Source organism: Aestuariimicrobium soli (assembly GCF_051192575.1).
Classification (GTDB): domain Bacteria; phylum Actinomycetota; class Actinomycetes; order Propionibacteriales; family Propionibacteriaceae; genus Aestuariimicrobium; species Aestuariimicrobium soli.
The window spans coordinates 474197-491273 of the sequence record NZ_JBPJSQ010000003.1; the positions used below are offsets into that span (position 1 = coordinate 474197).

Genomic DNA, 17077 nt, shown 5'->3' on the forward strand with positions numbered 1-17077 from the left:
TGTCCCACACGCCCCTGACAGGTTCGAGCCGGGGCGCCGACCTTCACCGCGTTCGGAGCCTCGGCGATTGGCTCCTACGATGGGGCCATGGCCGCTCGCACAGTCGTCCTCAAGGTGACGAACCTCTCCAAGTCCTACGGACCCTCCACCATCGTCGAGAACTTCTCGCTCGAGGTGCGCGAGGGCGAGGCGGTCGCCCTCACCGGACGAAACGGTGCCGGCAAGTCCACCGTGCTGCGCTGCCTGGTGGGGGCGGATCGTCCCACCGAGGGCACCGTCGAGGTGCTCGGTGAGAAGGTGAGCGAGTCCAACGTCGACATTCGCCGCAACGTGGCCACCGTCATCGACGACCTCGACTTCTTCCCCGACCTGTCGGTGGTCGAACACCTCGACCTGCTCGCGCGGGCCCACGGCCTCGACGACGCCGATGCCCTCGTCGACGAGGTGCTCGAAGAGGTGCAGCTGGTGCCGCAGTCGGGTCAGTTGCCGGGCACCCTGTCGTCGGGTCAGCGCCGCCGACTCGCCCTGGCCACGGCCATGGTGCGCCCCCGCAAGCTGCTGGTGCTCGACGAGCCCGAACAGCGACTCGACGTCGAGGGCATCCGCTGGCTCGGGGAGCGCCTGCGCGTCGAGAAGGAACGCGGGCTCGCCATCGTGCTGGCCTCGCACGAGCCCTCGCTGGTCGAGGCCCTGGGCTGCCGCATCGTGCAGCTGGGGGGTGCTCGCGGATGAGCCGCGCCAGCCGCAAGAAGTCCCCCGCCAAGGGCGGCCAGCCGCAGCCTGGCACCGAGCCCGAGGTCGTGCTCGCCGAGGCCCCCGAGGCCCTGCCCGAGGAAGCCCGGCTGGTGGTGACCCAGGACGTCAACCACCTGCACCAGCACGAGGTCGACGAGCGCCAGCTGCAGTTGTTGATGAAGGACTGGCGCCGCGGTCGCGCCACCCGCAGCGTTGGCCAGATGATCTCCGACGCCTACGTCGCCATCTTCTCCATCGCGGTGATCGCCGCCATGATGATCTCCTCGCTGATCCGCGCTCAGTCGTTGGCCGCCGAGTGCTCGGCCGACTCGTGTGGCGCCGCCCGCGGACTGCTGCCGTGGGCCGCGCTGGCCGGTGTGCTCGGGCTCACCCTCGGCGCCGCCCGCATGTTCGGCCCGGTGCTGGCCTCGGCCGCCGAGGGATTCTGGCTGATGGAGGCGCCCCTGCGGCGCTCCAAGCTGCTGGCCGCCCGACTGCTCGCTGCCATCCTGCTGGCCCTGGTCGGCGGTGCCGCCGTCGGGGCCCTGACCAGTGCGCTCACCGGGTCGTCCGGCACCGCGGTGATCGCTTGGACCGTGGCCACGGGTCTGGGGGCCGCCGGCCTGACGGCCCTGTCGGCCGCCGAACAGGGGGCCGAACGGTCGTGGATCGTGAAGGCGCTGCAGGCGCTGGTCTCACTCGTGGGTCTGGCGGCGCTGCTGCTGGTGGTGGCCACGGCCGCCAACTGGATCGATCTGGGGCTGAACGACAACCTGGCCGTCGAGCTGGCGGCCGTCGTCGCCGGCGTCGGCCTGCTGCTGTGCATCGCGGCCGGCCTGATCGCCCGCGCGCGCCTCAACCGCATTCGCCGCTCGCGTCTGGTCTCGGGCGGATCGCTGATCAGCGGCATGCAGGGTGCGATGTTCGCCATGGACTTCGGCCTGATGCGCGACATCCTGGTCGAGCGCGAGGCGGTCGACCGCGGTCACGTTCGTCCCACCCGCGGACGAGGCACCGGCCTCACCGCGCTGGTGCTGCGCGACGTGCAGCGCATCATTCGGTTCCCCAAGCCGCTGGTGCTGCTGGTGTGCTCGGTGGTGGTGCCGTACGCGGTGCAGGCCTTGGGGCTCGGACGACTGGTCGTGCCCATCGCCGCGATCGTGCTGATGGCCGCCCTGATTCCGTTCTTCACCTCGCTGCGCGTGCTGTCGCGGACGAAGGGTCTGGCGCGTGCCTTCCCCTTCACGACGGCGCAGATTCGCACCGCCACCTGCGTGGTGCCGGCCGTGCTGGCCCTGGTCTGGGGGATCGCGGTGACCCCTGCCTTCGTGGGCGTGGCCGGTGCCGGCCTGGTCGGAAAGTCGCCCGCGGATGCCGCCATGTGGGCCCTGGTCACCGGTTTCGCCGGGCTGCTCGGGGCGATGCGCTGGCAGTCGGCCAAGTCGGCCAACTACCAGGCGCCGATGGTGGCGACCAGCATGGGTGCCATGCCGCCGGGGCTGATGTTCAACCTGGTGCGCGGCTTCGACATGGTGGCGTTGATGAGCATTCCGGCCGTGTTCGGCTGGACTCCGTGGATCTCGGTGGTGCTCGGCATCATCATCTTCAGCTTCCTGCGGATGGGCGGCATCGATCAGGAGGAGATGCGCGAACTGCAGGAGCAGCAGAAGAAGGCGCTCAACGAGTCGAAGCTGGCCGCAGCGGCGGGGCAGCCCGGCGCGAAGTCGGGTCAGTCCGGCAAGGGTGGCGCCTCGGGCGACAAGATTCGGATCAAGCGGGGCGGCTGAGCCCCGCTGACCTCGGTCGGAAGCTGTCGGGTCAGCCCGACAGCGCGTCCCGCATCGGGCGGAACTTGGCGATCGTCTCGGCCAGTTCCTCGTGCGGGCTGGAGTCGGCCACGATGCCAGCGCCGGCGAAGATCTGGATCTCCTCGGGCGTGGCCGCGTGGATCTGCCCCGAGCGCAGCGCCAGGGCCCATTCGCCGTCACCGGCGGCATCGATCCACCCGACGGGGCCGGCGTATCGTCCGCGATCGAGGTTCTCGAGTTCGTTGATCAGGTCGAGGGCCACGTGCGTCGGGGTGCCGCAGACCGCGGCCGAGGGGTGCACGGCCGCGGCCAGGCCCAGGGAGGTGACGTCGTCGTTGACCACCCCGGTGATGTCGGTGGCGAGGTGCAGCACGTTCGGCAATTCGAGGATCGAGGGCTGCTCCGGCACGTTCATGCCCGAACAGAACGGCGCCAGCGACTCCGCCACCGACGCCACCGCGAACTCGTGCTCGCGTTGGTTCTTGCTGGACGATCGCAGCGCCTCCGCCAGCCGGGTGTTCTCGTCGCCGGTGCCGCGGCGAATGGTGCCGGCGAGCACGCGCGAGGTGGCCAGGCCACCGCGGCGGCGCACCAGCATCTCGGGGGTGGCGCCGACCAGGCCGTCGACCAGGAAGGTGTAGGTGCTGGGGTAACTGGTCGACAGTCGTTCCACCAGCCAGCGGGGGTCGATGGGGCCGGCGGCGCGGGCGATCAGGTCGCGGGCCAGAACGATCTTGTCGACCTCACCACCGTTGAGCAGCCGCACGGCCTCGGCGACCATCAGTTCCCAGTCGACACCCGACATCGACCCGTCCGACCACGACACCTCGCCCGGTGACATCGGGGCGGGCTGGCGCTCCGGCATCTCATCGGGCAGGTTGCCGTAGCCGAGGCGAGTGCACCAGCAGTGGCCCTCGCGGCGTCCGATCGTCCATTCGGGCACGACCAGCACCGAGGGCTCGGCCGAGCGGTCGGGGTCGAAGGCGAACGAGCCGAAGGCGATGGGGCCGGTGCCGTACTGGCCGTACAGCTCGGTCTCGTGCTCGATCGTGCCGGCGAACTCGCTCCACCAGATGTCGGCGGCGTCGAGGGAGTCGGTCGCGAAGCGCGCCACCTCGCCGATCCCGATGATTCCGTCGCCACGGCGCACGAAGGCCGAACCGTGCTCGCGCGGGAGGTACATCTCGAGCGGACCGGGGTCAGGAATGGCGACGGTCCGGGCGCGCAGTCTCGCGGAACCGGGATTGACGATCACCCTCGCAGCCTAGCCACACAACTCTTCGGCGGGCGTCATCGGCGGTCGCTTTGACACGGGCAGGCTGTGGCAACTGTGTGCGGCAAGGGGGACCCCGGTCGGGGGGCGCCGCGCGGGCGTGGGACGCTGGTGCCACCCAGCAAGGAGGCTCGCGGTGACCGCACTCGACACCCAACTCACCACCTTCGACGAGGCCGCGCGCATGTTCGCCGACCTGGCCGACGAACTCACCCGCGCCGACCTGGTGCGGCCCGCGACCGATGCCTGGTCGGTGCGCGACCTGCTCGGGCACACCCTGCGGGCCGTCCTCACGGTCGACGACTACTTGGATCTGCCGGGTGACCAGCCCGACCACCTGACCCCCGCTGGCTACTACCACCAGGCGATCCAGACCATCGACGACGCGTCCGTCGCAACCCGGGGCAGGGAAGCCGGTGAGGCCTTGGGCGAGACCCCGGAGCGGGTCGTCCGCGAGGTGGTCGAGCGCGTGCTCGGTCGCCTCGCCGACCTCGAGGACGATCCCGTGATCGTCACGCGCGGGGGAGCGATGCACCTGTCGGCCTACCTGCCCACGCGCACGCTCGAACTGGTGATCCACTCCCTCGACCTGGCCGCCGCCGTCGGTCGTCCGCTGATGGTGCCGGCCGACCCGATGCGGCAGACACTCGAGTTGGTCACCGAGATCGTCCTGCTCGACGGACGAGGGCCCGAGCTCGCCCGAGCCCTGACCGGGCGCGGGAGTCTGCCGACGGGCTTCTCGGTCTTCGCCGCTCGCTGATCCCTGACCACCGGTCCGTGGACTCGACACGGGCGCAGCCAGCAAACTCGCACCAAAACATTCGGCCCTCAGGAACTTTCCTCGGGGTTGCACTCTTTCCTGGGAGTCTGCGGATAGCTGGGAGTCTGCGGTTGGCTGGCCCGACCGAGGGTGTCATGCCGGCGGGATCGACCGGATCGACCGGGGACGACGCCGCGGTGACGGGCTCGCCCCGCGACCGCCCCACTGCAACGATTAACGCAACCCCCAGATTGCCTAAATGGCTCCTGTTCCACCTAGTCAGCGGGCAATCTCACCCAGCGGTGGGGTGGTTTAGCGCCGCCTGTCGATTCGGCCTAGAGTAAGGGCCGAGACGGGCGACCCAGGAGTCGCCCGCAGCTGGGAGAGGGGCGCCTCGCCGCCCCATGGGAGATGCGATGAGTGACGCACAGGCCGCCGGTCAGGCAGCCCCTGCGGCATACGCCGACCCCGCCCAGCCCCCGTCCGGCCAGTCCCAGTCCCAGTCCGGCACCCAGCCCAGCCTCAAGCCCCGCCACGCCGACGCCGTCATCGTCGGCGGTGGCCCCGCCGGTGCCGCCACCGCCGCCCACCTCGCGCGCCGCGGTCTCGACGTGATCCTGCTCGAGAAGGCCACCTACCCCCGCGACAAGATCTGCGGCGACGGCCTCACCCCGCGTGCGGTCAAGCAACTGGTCAACCTGGGCATCGACACCTCCGAGGCCAACGGCTGGCACCGCAACAAGGGCCTGCGCGTCTACGGCGGCCGCGTCGAGCCCTTCGACATGCCCTGGCCCGAGCTCAAGGACTTCCCCAACTACGGCCTCGTCCGTCGCCGCGAAGACCTCGACGCCCTGCTCGCCGCCCACGCGGTCGCCCTCGGGGCCCACCTGCACACCGGCGCCAACGTGACCGCCCCGATCATCGACGAGCGCACCGATCGCATCGTGGGCGTCACCACCAAGGACGGTCGCGAGTTCCGCGCGCCCGTGGTCGTGGCCGCCGACGGCGTCTCGAGCCGCATCGCGGTGGCGATGGGCCTCACCAAGCGTGAGGATCGTCCGATGGGCGTGGCGGTGCGCGCCTACTTCGAGTGCGAACGCGGCAACGGCGACTGGATGGAGTCGTGGCTCGAACTGTGGGACGGCAAGCCCCACGAGTCGAACCTGCTGCCGGGCTACGGCTGGGCCTTCCCGACCGGCGAGGGCATCAGCAACGTCGGCCTCGGCATGCTCGACACCTCCCCGGCCTTCGCCAAGACCGACTACCGCCAGCTGATGAAGACCTGGCTGAAGGCCTGTCCCCCTGAATGGGGTTTCACGGACGAGAACCTGCGCGGCCAGATCCGCGGTGCGGCCCTGCCGATGGCGTTCAACCGCCAGCCCGCCTACGCGCGCGGACTGCTTCTGGTCGGCGATGCCGGCGGCATGGTGAACCCGTTCAACGGCGAGGGCATCGACTACGCCCTCGAGGCCGCCGCCCTGGCCGCCGAGGCCATCAGCGAGGCCCGCTCCCGCGGCTTCGGCACCCCGAACGCCGAACTCGCGCTGCAGGGCTATGTCACCCATCTGAAGTCCGACATGGGCGGCTACTTCCGCCTCGGCACCATCTTCGCCAAGCTGATCGGCAACCCCGAGATCATGAAGATCTGCGTGCGCTACGGGCTTCCCCGCAAGACGCTGATGAGGCTGGTGCACAAGTTGCTGGCCAACCTCACCGACGAACATGACGGCGATGTGATGGACAAGACCATCAACGCCCTGCGCAGAATGGCGCCATCAGCATGACAGCCAGCCATCCGACGGCTGACCGCTTCGCCGCCACTCGTCGCACCCGCAGTAGCACCAGCAGAACCAGCACGACCGGCCCAGGAGGGGACTCGTGAACGCCTACATCCCGATCATCGGACTCGCCGCCCTCGCGGCGTTGTTCATCCTCGTGTCGATCGTCATGTCGATCAACGTCGGGCCGGCCCGCTACAACCGTGCCAAGTACGACACCTACGAGTGCGGCATCCAGCCGACTCCCCAGCCCGTCGGTGGCGGCCGCTTCCCGGTGAAGTACTACATCACCGCGATGCTGTTCATCGTCTTCGACATCGAGATCGTGTTCCTCTACCCGTGGGCCGTCTCGTTCAACCGTCTCGGCCTGTTCGCGGTCGTCGAGATGGTGCTGTTCATCGTGACCGTGTTCGTCGCCTACTTCTACGTCCTGCGCCGCGGCGGCCTGGACTGGGACTGAGCGGGACGAAGCAGAGAGGAACGACCAGTCATGGGAATTGAAGAGAAGCTCCCCAGCGGCGTGCTGCTGACCTCCGTCGAGGCCATCGCCGGTTGGATGCGGCAGGCCTCGTTCTGGCCCGCCACCATGGGCCTGGCCTGTTGCGCCATCGAGATGATGGCCTTCGGCACCCCCCGCTACGACTCCGGCCGGTGGGGTCAGGAGGTCTTCCGCGCCTCGCCGCGTCAGGCCGACCTGCTGATCGTCTCGGGCCGTGTCTCGCAGAAGATGGCGCCGGTCGTCCGTCAGGTCTACGACCAGATGCCCAACCCCAAGTGGGTCATCTCGATGGGCGCTTGCGCGAGCTCCGGCGGCATGTTCAACAACTACGCCGTCGTGCAGGGCTGCGACCACTTCCTGCCCGTCGACATCTACCTGCCCGGCTGCCCGCCTCGCCCCGACATGCTGATCGACGCGATCTTCAAGCTCAAGGAGCAGAAGGTCTTCAAGACCCCGATCGGCCCCGACATGGTCTCGGCCATCGAGGCGGACGAAAAGGCAGCCCTCGAGGCGCCCGCCACCATCGAGATGAAGGGCCTCATGCGATGAGCGACCTGACCCCCGAGCAGGCCGAGCTGGCCCCCACCGCCCCCGACGGCAACCAGGTGGCCCAGGGGCAGACCCAGCTCTCCCAGACCCAGGTGCTCGGCACCAGCCAGGGCATGTGGGGCTCGCGCCCCGGCTCCGGCGACACCTCCGGCTACGGCGGCATCGTCCGCACCCAGCAGATGCCGGGGCTCAGCGATCGTCCCTACGGCGGCTGGTTCGACGAGGTCGCCGACCGCATGGAGGAACTCGTCCCCGGGTTCGGCACCGGCCGCGTGTACGTGCACGCCGGCGAGATCACCTTCTTCGTCAAGAACGAGTTGTTCGTCGAGCTGTTGAAGGTGCTGCGCGACGACGCCCAGCTGCGCTTCGAGGTCTGCGTGTCGGTCTCGGGCGTGCATTACCCGGGTTCGACCGGCGAGGAACTGCACGTCGTGTACCACTTCCTGTCGATCACCCACAACCGACGGATCCGCCTCGAGCTGACCTGCACCGACGCCGATCCGCACGTGCCCAGCGCCACCTCGGTCTACCCGCACACCGACTGGCACGAGCGTGAGACCTGGGACATGTTCGGCGTGATCTTCGACGGTCACCACGCCCTGACCCGCATTCTGATGCCGGACGACTGGCAGGGTCACCCCCAGCGCAAGGACTACCCGCTGGGCGGAGTGCCGGTGGAGTACAAGGGCGCGGTTGTGCCGCCCCCGGACGAGCGGAGGAGCTACTGATGAGCACCGACACCAATCCCCCCCAAGCACCCGACACCGAGGCACCCGAAACCGAGGCCCCCAAGGCTGACGCGTTCGGCGCCCAGGAGGGCGTGATCGACAACGTCTACCTCTCCCAGGGCGGCGACTGGGACGACATCGTCTCGAGCCAGGCCGAGCGCGGGGACGAGACCATCGTCGTCAACATGGGCCCGCAGCACCCCTCGACCCACGGCGTGCTCCGCCTGATCATGGAGATGGACGGCGAGACCTGCACGTCCATTCGTCCGGGCATCGGGTTCCTGCACACCGGTATCGAGAAGAACATGGAGTACAAGACCTGGGTGCAGGGCGTGACCTACGTCACCCGCATGGACTACGTGGCTCCGATCTTCAACGAGGCCGTCTACTGCCTGGCCGTCGAGAAGCTGCTCGGCATCACCGATGACATTCCGCAGCGCGCCAACGAGATTCGTGTGCTGATGATGGAGCTCAACCGCATCGCCTCGCACCTGGTCGCCATCGGCACCGGCGGCATGGAGATCGGCGCCCTGACGGTGATGACCATCGGTTTCCGTGAGCGCGAGATGATCCTCGACTTCTTCGAGGCGGTCTCGGGTCTGCGCATGAACAACGCCTACATCCGCCCCGGCGGGGTGGCCAATGACCTGCCCGAGGGTGGCCTCGACCAGCTGCGCAACGTGATCGCGTGGCTCGAGAAGCACCTGCCCGAGTACGACGCGTTCTGCAACGAGAACCCGATCTTCAAGGGCCGCATGGAGAACGTGGCCTACGCCGATCTGGCGACCTGCATGGCGATGGGCATGTCGGGCCCCGTGCTGCGCGCCGTCGGTTTCCCGCACGACCTGCGCAAGTCGCAGCCCTACTGCGGCTACGAGACCTACGACTTCGAGGTGCACACCTGGGACACGGGCGATGCCTACGGACGATTCCGGGTGCGTCTGGCCGAGATGTACGAGTCGCTGAAGATCGTCAAGCAGTGCGCCGATCGTCTCGAGAAGTCGCACGGCCAGCCGGTGATGGTGGCCGACGCGAAGATCGCCTGGCCCTCGCAGTTGACGGTGGGCCCCGACGGTCAGGGCAACTCGAACGAGCACATCAAGCACATCATGGGCGAGTCGATGGAGGCCCTGATCCATCACTTCAAGTTGGTCACCGAGGGCTTCTCGGTGCCAATCGGTCAGGTCTACCAGGCCATCGAGTCGCCGAAGGGCGAGCTCGGTTGCCACGTCGTCTCCGACGGCGGGACCCGCCCCTACCGGGTGCACTTCCGTGACCCCGGTTTCAACCACCTGCAGTCGGTGCCCGTGCTCTGTGAGGGCGCGATGATGTCCGACGTCGTGGTGGCCATTGCTTCGCTCGACCCAGTGCTCGGAGGTGTTGACCGGTGAGCGGTCACGAGTTCCAGACCCACTTCGAGGAGTCCGGTTCCATCGACATGGACGACACCTCGACCAGCATCGACGAGACCACTCTCGACGAGCTGCGCCAGATTGCCGCCCGCTACCCGCAGAAGCGTTCGGCGCTGCTGCCGATGCTGCACCTGGTGCAGGCCGTCGACGGTCGGGTCAGCCCGGCGGGCATCACCGCCTGTGCCGAGATCCTCGAGATCTCCGAGGCCCAGGTCTCGGGTGTGGCGACCTTCTACACCATGTACAAGCGTCGCCCGGCCGGCCAGCACCACGTGGGGGTCTGCACGACCGCCCTGTGCGCGGTGATGGGTGGTGACATCCTGCTGGAGCGCGTCGAGAAGAAGCTCGGCATCAAGGAGAACCAGACCACTCCCGACGGGAAGATCTCGCTCGAGCGCCTCGAGTGCAACGCCGCCTGCGACTTCGCGCCGGTGATGATGGTCAACTGGGAGTTCATGGACAACATGACGCCCGCGAAGGCCGACGAGCTGCTCGAGAAGCTGGCCGCCGGCGAGGAGGTCCGCTCCACCCGCGGCGCCCGCATCACCTCGTGGCGTGAGGCCGAGCGCGTGCTCGCCGGCTTCCCCGACGGCCTCGCGGACGAGGGTCCGACCGCCGCCGGCGCCTCGCTGGTGGGTCTCGACATCGCCAACGAGCGCGGCTGGCACGCGCCCGACCCGAACAACCTTCCGCCGGCACCGGAGCCCGAAGGAGAGCAGAAGTGAGCGTCGACACGCTGACCCCGGTCCTGACCGCGAACTGGGGCGACGAGCGGGCCTGGAAGCTCGCCAACTACGAGGCCCGCGGCGGCTACCAGGCGCTGCGCAAGGCCATCACGATGGCTCCGGCCGACATCATCACCGAGGTCAAGGACGCCAACCTGCGCGGCCGCGGCGGCGCCGGCTTCCCGACGGGCATGAAGTGGAGCTTCCTGCCCAAGGACAACCCGAACCCCGTCTACCTCGTGGTGAACGCGGACGAGTCCGAGCCCGGCACCTGCAAGGACATCCCGCTGATGATGGCCTCGCCCCACACCCTCGTCGAGGGCGTGCTGATCTCGGCCTTCGCCTGCAACTCCCACCACGCCTTCATCTACTGCCGTGGCGAGGTGCTGCACGTCATCCGCCGCCTGCAGCAGGCCGTGCGTGAGGCCTACTCGGCCGGTTACGCGGGCAAGGACGTGCTCGGCTCGGGCTACGACATCGAGGTGACCGTGCACGCCGGTGCCGGTGCCTACATCTGCGGTGAGGAGACGGCGCTGCTCGACTCCCTCGAGGGACGCCGCGGCCAGCCCCGCCTTCGTCCGCCGTTCCCCGCCGTCGCGGGTCTGTACGCGTCGCCCACGGTGATCAACAACGTGGAGTCGATCGCCTCGGTGCCCGGCATCATCGGCAACGGCAAGGCCTGGTTCCAGGCCATGGGCACCGAGAAGTCGAAGGGACACGGCATCTTCTCGGTGTCGGGTCACGTGAAGACCCCGGGTCAGTTCGAGGCCCCACTGGGCATCACGCTGCGTCAGCTGATCGAGCTGGGCGGCGGCATGCGCGAGGGCCACGAGTTGAAGTTCTTCACCCCGGGCGGCTCGTCCACCCCGATCCTGACCGCCGACCACCTGGACACCCCCCTCGACTTCGAGGGCATGGCCGGCGCCGGTTCGATGCTGGGCACGCGCGCCCTGCAGGTCTTCGACGAGACCACCTCGGTGGTGCGCACCACGCTGCGCTGGGTCGAGTTCTACAAGCACGAGTCGTGCGGCAAGTGCACCCCCTGCCGCGAGGGTTCGTGGTGGCTGGTGCAGACCCTGCGCAACCTCGAGGCCGGTCACGGCTCCGAGGGTGACGTCGAGAAGCTGCTCGACCTGTGCGACAACATCGGCGGCAGGTCGTTCTGCGCTCTGGCCGACGGGGCCGTGGCCGCCGTCACCAGCGCCATCAAGCACTTCCGCAGCGAGTTCGAGGCCGGCTACACCACGCCCGCCTGGGAACTCTTCCCCTACGAGAAGACCGCCCTGTTCACCGATGACACGGCTGTGGATGACACCGTCGCGGCAGAAGAAGTGGGAGCACACGCATGAGCGTCGAGACCAAGCCCGCCACCGGCGACAAGGTCGAGCCGAAGCCCGACGAGGTCACCCTGACCATCGACGGCATCGAGGTGAGCGTGCCCAAGGGCACCCTGGTCATTCGCGCCGCCGAGAAGATCGGCGTCGCGATCCCGCGGTTCTGCGATCACCCGCTGCTCGACCCGGTCGGCGCCTGCCGCCAGTGCATGGTCGAGGTGCCCGACATGGGCAACGGACGAGGCATGCCCAAGCCGCAGGCCTCGTGCACCCTCGAGGCCATGCCCGGCATGAAGGTGTCGACGCAGGTCAGCTCGCCGGTCGCCGAGAAGGCGCAGGCCGGCATGCTCGAGCTGCTGCTGATCAACCACCCGCTCGACTGCCCCATCTGTGACAAGGGCGGCGAGTGCCCCCTGCAGAACCAGTCCCTCGCGAACGGGTACGGGGAGTCGCGCTTCGAGGGGCTCAAGCGCACCTTCCCCAAGCCGGTCAACATCTCGGCCGAGGTGCTGCTCGACCGCGAGCGCTGCGTGCTGTGTGCCCGCTGCACCCGCTTCTCGGAGCAGATCTCGGGCGACCCGTTCATCGCGCTCGTCGAGCGTGGCGCGCTGCAGCAGGTCGGCATCTACGAGGACCAGCCCTACGACTCCTACTTCTCGGGCAACGTCATCCAGATCTGCCCGGTGGGTGCCCTCACCAGCGCCGCCTACCGCTTCCAGTCGCGGCCCTTCGACCTGGTGTCGACGCCGACCACCTGTGAGCACTGCGCCGCCGGCTGCCAGTTGCGTTCCGACCACCGCCACTTCCAGGTCAAGCGTCGCCTCGCCGGCAACGCTCCTGAGGTGAACGAGGAGTGGAACTGCGACAAGGGTCGCTTCGGTTTCATGAGCGGACGAGGCGCCGACCGGCTGACCACCCCGCTGGTGCGCCGCGACGGTGCCCTGCAGCCGGCCAGCTGGCACGAGGCCATCGACGCCGCCGTGGCGGGCCTGAAGGCGGCGGGCGGCCAGGCCGGTGTGCTGCCCGGCGGTCGCCTGACCACCGAGGCCGCCTACGGCTACTCCCGGTTCGCCCGGGCCGTGCTGGGCACCAACAACATCGACTTCCGCTCGCGCCCCTACGGTGCCGGCGAGGCCGACTTCCTGGCCGCCCACGTGGCCGGCAAGACCCTGGCCGAGTCGGTGACCTACGCCGATCTCGAGTCGGCCAACACCGTCGTGCTGGTCGACTTCGAACCCGAGGACGAGTCGCCGATCGTCTTCCTGCGGCTGCGCAAGGCCGTGCGCAAGAAGAAGCTCACGGTCGTCACGGTGGCCCCGTTCCGCAGCCGCGGTTCGGTCAAGCTCGACGCGACCCTGGTCGCCACCGAGCCCGGGGCCGAGGCCGCCGCCGTCGCCGGACTGACGGGGCTCGAGGGCGTCACCCTCGACGCCGGCACCGTGGTGCTGGTGGGGGAGCGGGCGGCGCTGTCGTCCGGCACCCTCGCGGCCGTCACCGGGCTGGCCGAGCGCACCGGTGCCCGCCTGGCGTGGATCCCGCGGCGTGCCGGTGACATCGGTGCCGTCGAGACCGGCTGCCTGCCGAACCTGCTTCCCGGTGGACGCCCCGCCGCCGACCCGGCCGCCCGGGTCGACGTGGCCGCCGCCTGGGGGGTCGAGTCGCTGCCCGAGCAGCCCGGCCTCGACGCCAACGCCATGCTGGCCGCGGCCGGGGAGGGGCGCCTGAAGGCGCTGGTCACCGCCGGCATCGAGCCGCGCGACTTCATCGACCCGGCCGTGGTCACGCAGGCCCTCGAGCGGGTCGACTTCCTGGTCTCGATCGAGACCCGCCTCTCGGAGGTCGCCGAGCACGCCGACGTCGTCTTCCCGGTCGCGCTGATCGAGGAGCACGCCGGTTCGTTCCTGAACTGGGAGCACCGCGTCGGTCGCGTCGAGACCGTGATCCGTCAGGGCAACGCCCCGATGACCGACCTGCGCGTGCTGGCCGCCCTGGCCGACGCCCTGGGTTCCGACCTCGGCTTCCGCGGTGCCAAGGGCGCCGCCGAGTCGCTGGCCGACCTCGGGGTGTGGGAGGGCGCTCGTCCGCGGTTCACCGGCGAGCCGACCCGCTCGACCGGGCACACCGACGGACTGACGCTGGCCAGCTGGCGCCTGCTGCTGGACGATTCCGCCGGCATCGACAACGAGGCCGAGTTGAGGGCGACCGCCCCGGTCGCCGTCGCCCGCCTCTCTGCCACGACCGCTGCCGAGCTCGGGGTCGCCCAGGGCGACTCGGTGACCGTCAGCGGCCCCTCGGGGGCGCTCAGCCTCCCGACCGAGATCGTCGCCGACATGGTCGACGGGGTCGTCTGGGTGCCTGCCAACTCCGGCACCCCCGTGACCACGTTGGGCGTCGTCGCCGGTGACAAGGTGACCGTCACGAAGGGAGCAGCGGCATGAACCCGCTGGAGAACCAGATCTTCGGGGCCGATCCGTGGTGGATCGTGCTCATCAAGGTCGTGATGATCTTCGTCCTGCTGCTGGTGTGGACGATCTTCAACGTCTGGTACGAGCGCCGCGTCGTCGCCAAGATGCAGCACCGCCTCGGCCCGATCATGAACGGACCCTTCGGTCTGGGGCAGGCGCTGGCCGACGGCGCCAAGCTGATCCTCAAGGAGGACTTCCGCCCCACCAAGACCGACAAGTGGGTGTTCAACCTGGCCCCGCTGCTCACCGGTGTGGCCGCCTTCACGGCCTGGTCGGTGATCCCCTTCGGCGGCGAGGTGCGCATGTTCGGGCACACCACCCGCCTGCAGCTCACCGACCTGCCCGTGGCGGTGCTGTTCGTGCTGGCGATCGCCTCGATCGGCATCTACGGCATCGTGCTCGCCGGCTGGGCCTCGAACTCCACCTACTCGCTGCTCGGGTCGATCCGCTCGACCGCCCAGATGATCTCCTACGAGGTCGCCATGGGTCTGGCGCTGGTGGCCGTGTTCATGTTCTCGTCGTCGATGTCGACCTCGCAGATCGTCGAGGCCCAGGCCCTGCCGATCCGGCTGGGCAGCTTCGACACCGGCATTCCCGGTTGGTACGGCCTGCTGCTGTTCCCGAGCTTTGTCATCTACTGCATCTCGATGGTCGGCGAGACCAACCGCGCCCCCTTCGACCTGCCGGAATGTGAGTCGGAGCTGGTCTCGGGTTACCTGACCGAGTACTCGGGCTTCCGCTACGCCATGTACTTCCTCGCGGAGTACATCAACATGGCCACCGTCTCGGCCGTCGCCACCACGCTGTTCCTGGGTGGCTACCACGCGCCGTGGCCGCTCAACCACATCGCCTTCCTCGATTCCGGCTGGTTCGGGATCGTCTGGTTCATGCTGAAGGTGCAGTTGCTGATCACCGGCTTCGTCTGGCTGCGCGGCACCCTGCCCCGCTTCCGCTACGACCAGTTCATGCACCTGGGCTGGAAGTGGCTGATCCCGATCTCGCTGGTCTGGATCGTCGCGATCGCGCTGCTGCGCACCGGTCAGGCCCAGGGCTGGTTCTCGGGCCCGATCTTCTTCATCGCGATGGGCGTCGTGATCGTCGCCCTGCTGGCGGTCATCTTCCTCGGGGGCAAGAAGGACGAGGGGGCCCACGACGGGCGAGCGGCCCTGACCGAGGGTGACTTCGACGCCTTCGCGGGCGGCTACCCGGTGCCCCCGATGCCGGGTCAGTTGCTGCCCGAGCTGGTCAGCGTGGTCGCCTCCCAGTCGGCGGCCGACCTCACCGCAACCACGAAGGCGGACGAGGAGTCCGCCACCAAGAATGGAGCTGATTCCTGATGGGCGTGCTCGATGCATGGGCCGGGTTCGGCATCACCTTCAAGACGATGTTCCGCAAGACCTTCACCCAGGACTACCCGCACAAGGACTCCGAGAAGGTCACGCTGCCGCGCTTCCACGGTCGTCACCAGCTGAACCGCTGGCCCGACGGTCTCGAGAAGTGCGTCGGCTGCGAGCTGTGCGCGTGGGCCTGCCCGGCCGACGCCATCTACGTCGAGGGCGCCTCCAACACCGAGGAGGAGCGCTTCTCTCCCGGTGAGCGCTACGGCCGCGTCTACCAGATCAACTACCTGCGCTGCATCCTGTGCGGGTTGTGCATCGAGGCGTGCCCCACGCGTGCGCTGACGATGACCAACGAGTTCAAGCTCGCCGACTGGACGCGCGCCGACCTGATCTACGAGAAGGACCAGCTGCTGGCCCCGCTGCTGTCGGGCATGGAGGAGCCCCCGCACGCCCGCCGCCTCGGCGACGACGAGCAGGCCTACTTCCTGGGACTGCCCGCGACCGGGCAGCCCGACACCCGCACGGCCAGCTACACCCAGACCCAGAAGGAGACCCAGGCATGATCGCCCTCGTGTCGGCCGCCCAGGTCGCCTTCTGGGCGCTGGCTCCGTTCATGGTGCTGCTCGCCGTCGGCATGGTGGTCAGCCGCAAGCCGGTGCACTCGGCCATCTGCCTTGCCGGCATGATGGTGATGCTGGCCGTGCAGTACGCGGCGCTGGATGCACCCTTCCTGTTCGTGGTGCAGATCATCGTCTACACGGGCGCCATCATGATGCTGTTCCTGTTCGTGATGATGCTGGTGGGCGTCGACTCGTCCGACTCGGTGGTCGAGACCATCAAGGCCCACCGCGTCGCCTCGGTGCTGGCGGTGCTCGGCTTCGCCGGTCTGTTGATCTTCGGCATCGGCAACGCGGTGCAGGGCACCCCGGTCGGTCTCGAGCAGGCCAACGCGGCGGGCGGCGGCAACGTTCCCAGCGTGGCCGAGCTGATCTTCGTGCGCTACGTCTTCGTCTTCGAGGCGACGTCGGCACTGCTGATCACCGCCGCGGTCGGCGCGATGGTGCTGGCGCACGGTGAGCAGATCTTCCCGAAGATCGGGCAGAAGCTGACGGCCGCCCGCAAGATGCGCGCCTACGCCACCGACGGTGAGCACCTCGGGCCTCGTCCGAACTCGGGTGTCTTCGCCCGCCACAACGCGATCCACGTGCCCGCGCTGCTGCCCGACGGTTCGGTCGCCGAGAGCTCGCTCTCGCAGACCCTGAGCACCCGTGGTGCCTACGTCGATGCCGGCGAGCTGCGCGCCCCCACCGATGCGGCCTTCGCCGAGATCAGCAAGGTCACCGACAACGCTGGAGAACTCGAATGAACCCGAACTACTACCTGGTGCTGTCGGCCATCCTGTTCTGCATCGGCGTGCTCGGCTTCCTGCTGCGCCGCAACGCGATCGTGGCCTTCATGAGCATCGAGATGATGCTGAACGCCTCGAACCTGGCGATGGTCAACTTCGCCCACGTGCACGGGGGCCTCGACGGGCAGATCGCTGCCTTCTTCGTGATGATCGTGGCCGCCGCGGAAGTCGTGGTGGGGTTGGCGATCATCGTGGCCATCTACAAGACGCGACGCTCGGCCTCGGTCGACGACGCCAACCTGCTGAAGTTCTGAGGGGCTGAA

At 68.8% G+C, this 17077-nt stretch carries 16 protein-coding genes; 15 read left to right on the top strand and 1 reads right to left on the bottom strand.

Annotated elements, in window-relative coordinates; genetic code table 11:
• The first annotated feature begins 87 nt into the window (after window positions 1-87).
• Window positions 88-732 (top strand): ABC transporter ATP-binding protein, encoded by a 645-nt coding sequence (locus tag ACSDQ9_RS05950; protein WP_435144856.1) that lies wholly within the window; start codon window positions 88-90, stop codon window positions 730-732.
• On the top strand, window positions 729-2522 hold the full coding sequence (locus tag ACSDQ9_RS05955) for a DUF6297 family protein (protein WP_435144859.1): 1794 nt from the start codon (window positions 729-731) through the stop codon (window positions 2520-2522). The genes ACSDQ9_RS05950 and ACSDQ9_RS05955 overlap by 4 nt, the downstream gene beginning before the upstream one ends.
• Before the next feature lie 31 nt (window positions 2523-2553).
• On the opposite strand, the gene ACSDQ9_RS05960 is transcribed toward ACSDQ9_RS05955, so the two are convergent.
• Window positions 2554-3798 carry an isochorismate synthase gene (locus tag ACSDQ9_RS05960; RefSeq protein WP_435144861.1) on the bottom strand — a complete coding sequence of 415 codons (1245 nt, stop codon included), beginning with the start codon at window positions 3796-3798 and terminating at the stop codon, window positions 2554-2556.
• Window positions 3799-3952: 154 nt separating this feature from the next.
• Between ACSDQ9_RS05960 and ACSDQ9_RS05965 the strand changes: the two genes are divergently transcribed.
• The 13 genes from ACSDQ9_RS05965 (at window position 3953) to nuoK (ending at window position 17068) form a co-directional block, all read left to right on the top strand.
• Window positions 3953-4576, top strand: a complete 624-nt coding sequence (locus ACSDQ9_RS05965) for a maleylpyruvate isomerase N-terminal domain-containing protein (RefSeq protein WP_435144864.1) — start codon at window positions 3953-3955, stop codon at window positions 4574-4576.
• Window positions 4577-4992: 416 nt separating this feature from the next.
• A complete protein-coding gene (locus tag ACSDQ9_RS05970) occupies window positions 4993-6360 on the top strand; it encodes a geranylgeranyl reductase family protein (protein ID WP_435144867.1) in 1368 nt (455 codons plus the stop codon).
• A 94-nt stretch (window positions 6361-6454) separates the two neighbouring features.
• Window positions 6455-6814, top strand: a complete 360-nt coding sequence (locus ACSDQ9_RS05975; RefSeq protein WP_435144869.1) for an NADH-quinone oxidoreductase subunit A — start codon at window positions 6455-6457, stop codon at window positions 6812-6814.
• Window positions 6815-6844: 30 nt separating this feature from the next.
• Window positions 6845-7402: a NuoB/complex I 20 kDa subunit family protein gene (locus ACSDQ9_RS05980; protein WP_435144871.1), complete on the top strand. Its 558-nt coding sequence runs from the start codon at window positions 6845-6847 to the stop codon at window positions 7400-7402.
• Window positions 7399-8130 carry an NADH-quinone oxidoreductase subunit C gene (locus ACSDQ9_RS05985; RefSeq protein ID WP_435144873.1) on the top strand — a complete coding sequence of 244 codons (732 nt, stop codon included), beginning with the start codon at window positions 7399-7401 and terminating at the stop codon, window positions 8128-8130. The genes ACSDQ9_RS05980 and ACSDQ9_RS05985 overlap by 4 nt, the downstream gene beginning before the upstream one ends.
• A gap of 92 nt (window positions 8131-8222) precedes the next feature.
• Window positions 8223-9521, top strand: coding sequence for an NADH-quinone oxidoreductase subunit D (locus tag ACSDQ9_RS05990; RefSeq protein WP_435144948.1), 1299 nt, complete (start codon window positions 8223-8225; stop codon window positions 9519-9521).
• Entirely contained in the window at window positions 9518-10267 is a 750-nt protein-coding gene (nuoE, locus tag ACSDQ9_RS05995; RefSeq protein ID WP_435144875.1) for an NADH-quinone oxidoreductase subunit NuoE, read from the top strand. Before ACSDQ9_RS05990 ends, nuoE begins: the two co-directional genes overlap by 4 nt.
• Window positions 10264-11616 carry an NADH-quinone oxidoreductase subunit NuoF gene (gene nuoF / locus ACSDQ9_RS06000; RefSeq protein ID WP_435144876.1) on the top strand — a complete coding sequence of 451 codons (1353 nt, stop codon included), beginning with the start codon at window positions 10264-10266 and terminating at the stop codon, window positions 11614-11616. The genes nuoE and nuoF overlap by 4 nt, the downstream gene beginning before the upstream one ends.
• Window positions 11613-14039: an NADH-quinone oxidoreductase subunit G gene (locus ACSDQ9_RS06005; protein WP_435144878.1), complete on the top strand. Its 2427-nt coding sequence runs from the start codon at window positions 11613-11615 to the stop codon at window positions 14037-14039. The genes nuoF and ACSDQ9_RS06005 overlap by 4 nt, the downstream gene beginning before the upstream one ends.
• Window positions 14036-15403 (top strand): NADH-quinone oxidoreductase subunit NuoH, encoded by a 1368-nt coding sequence (gene nuoH / locus ACSDQ9_RS06010; protein ID WP_435144881.1) that lies wholly within the window; start codon window positions 14036-14038, stop codon window positions 15401-15403. The genes ACSDQ9_RS06005 and nuoH overlap by 4 nt, the downstream gene beginning before the upstream one ends.
• The gene (gene nuoI / locus ACSDQ9_RS06015) at window positions 15403-15969 is read left to right on the top strand and encodes an NADH-quinone oxidoreductase subunit NuoI (RefSeq protein ID WP_435144883.1); all 567 of its coding nucleotides are present in this window, start codon (window positions 15403-15405) and stop codon (window positions 15967-15969) included. The genes nuoH and nuoI overlap by 1 nt, the downstream gene beginning before the upstream one ends.
• The gene (locus ACSDQ9_RS06020) at window positions 15966-16772 is read left to right on the top strand and encodes an NADH-quinone oxidoreductase subunit J (protein ID WP_435144885.1); all 807 of its coding nucleotides are present in this window, start codon (window positions 15966-15968) and stop codon (window positions 16770-16772) included. The genes nuoI and ACSDQ9_RS06020 overlap by 4 nt, the downstream gene beginning before the upstream one ends.
• Window positions 16769-17068 carry an NADH-quinone oxidoreductase subunit NuoK gene (nuoK, locus tag ACSDQ9_RS06025; protein WP_435144888.1) on the top strand — a complete coding sequence of 100 codons (300 nt, stop codon included), beginning with the start codon at window positions 16769-16771 and terminating at the stop codon, window positions 17066-17068. Before ACSDQ9_RS06020 ends, nuoK begins: the two co-directional genes overlap by 4 nt.
• Window positions 17069-17077: the final 9 nt, after the last annotated feature.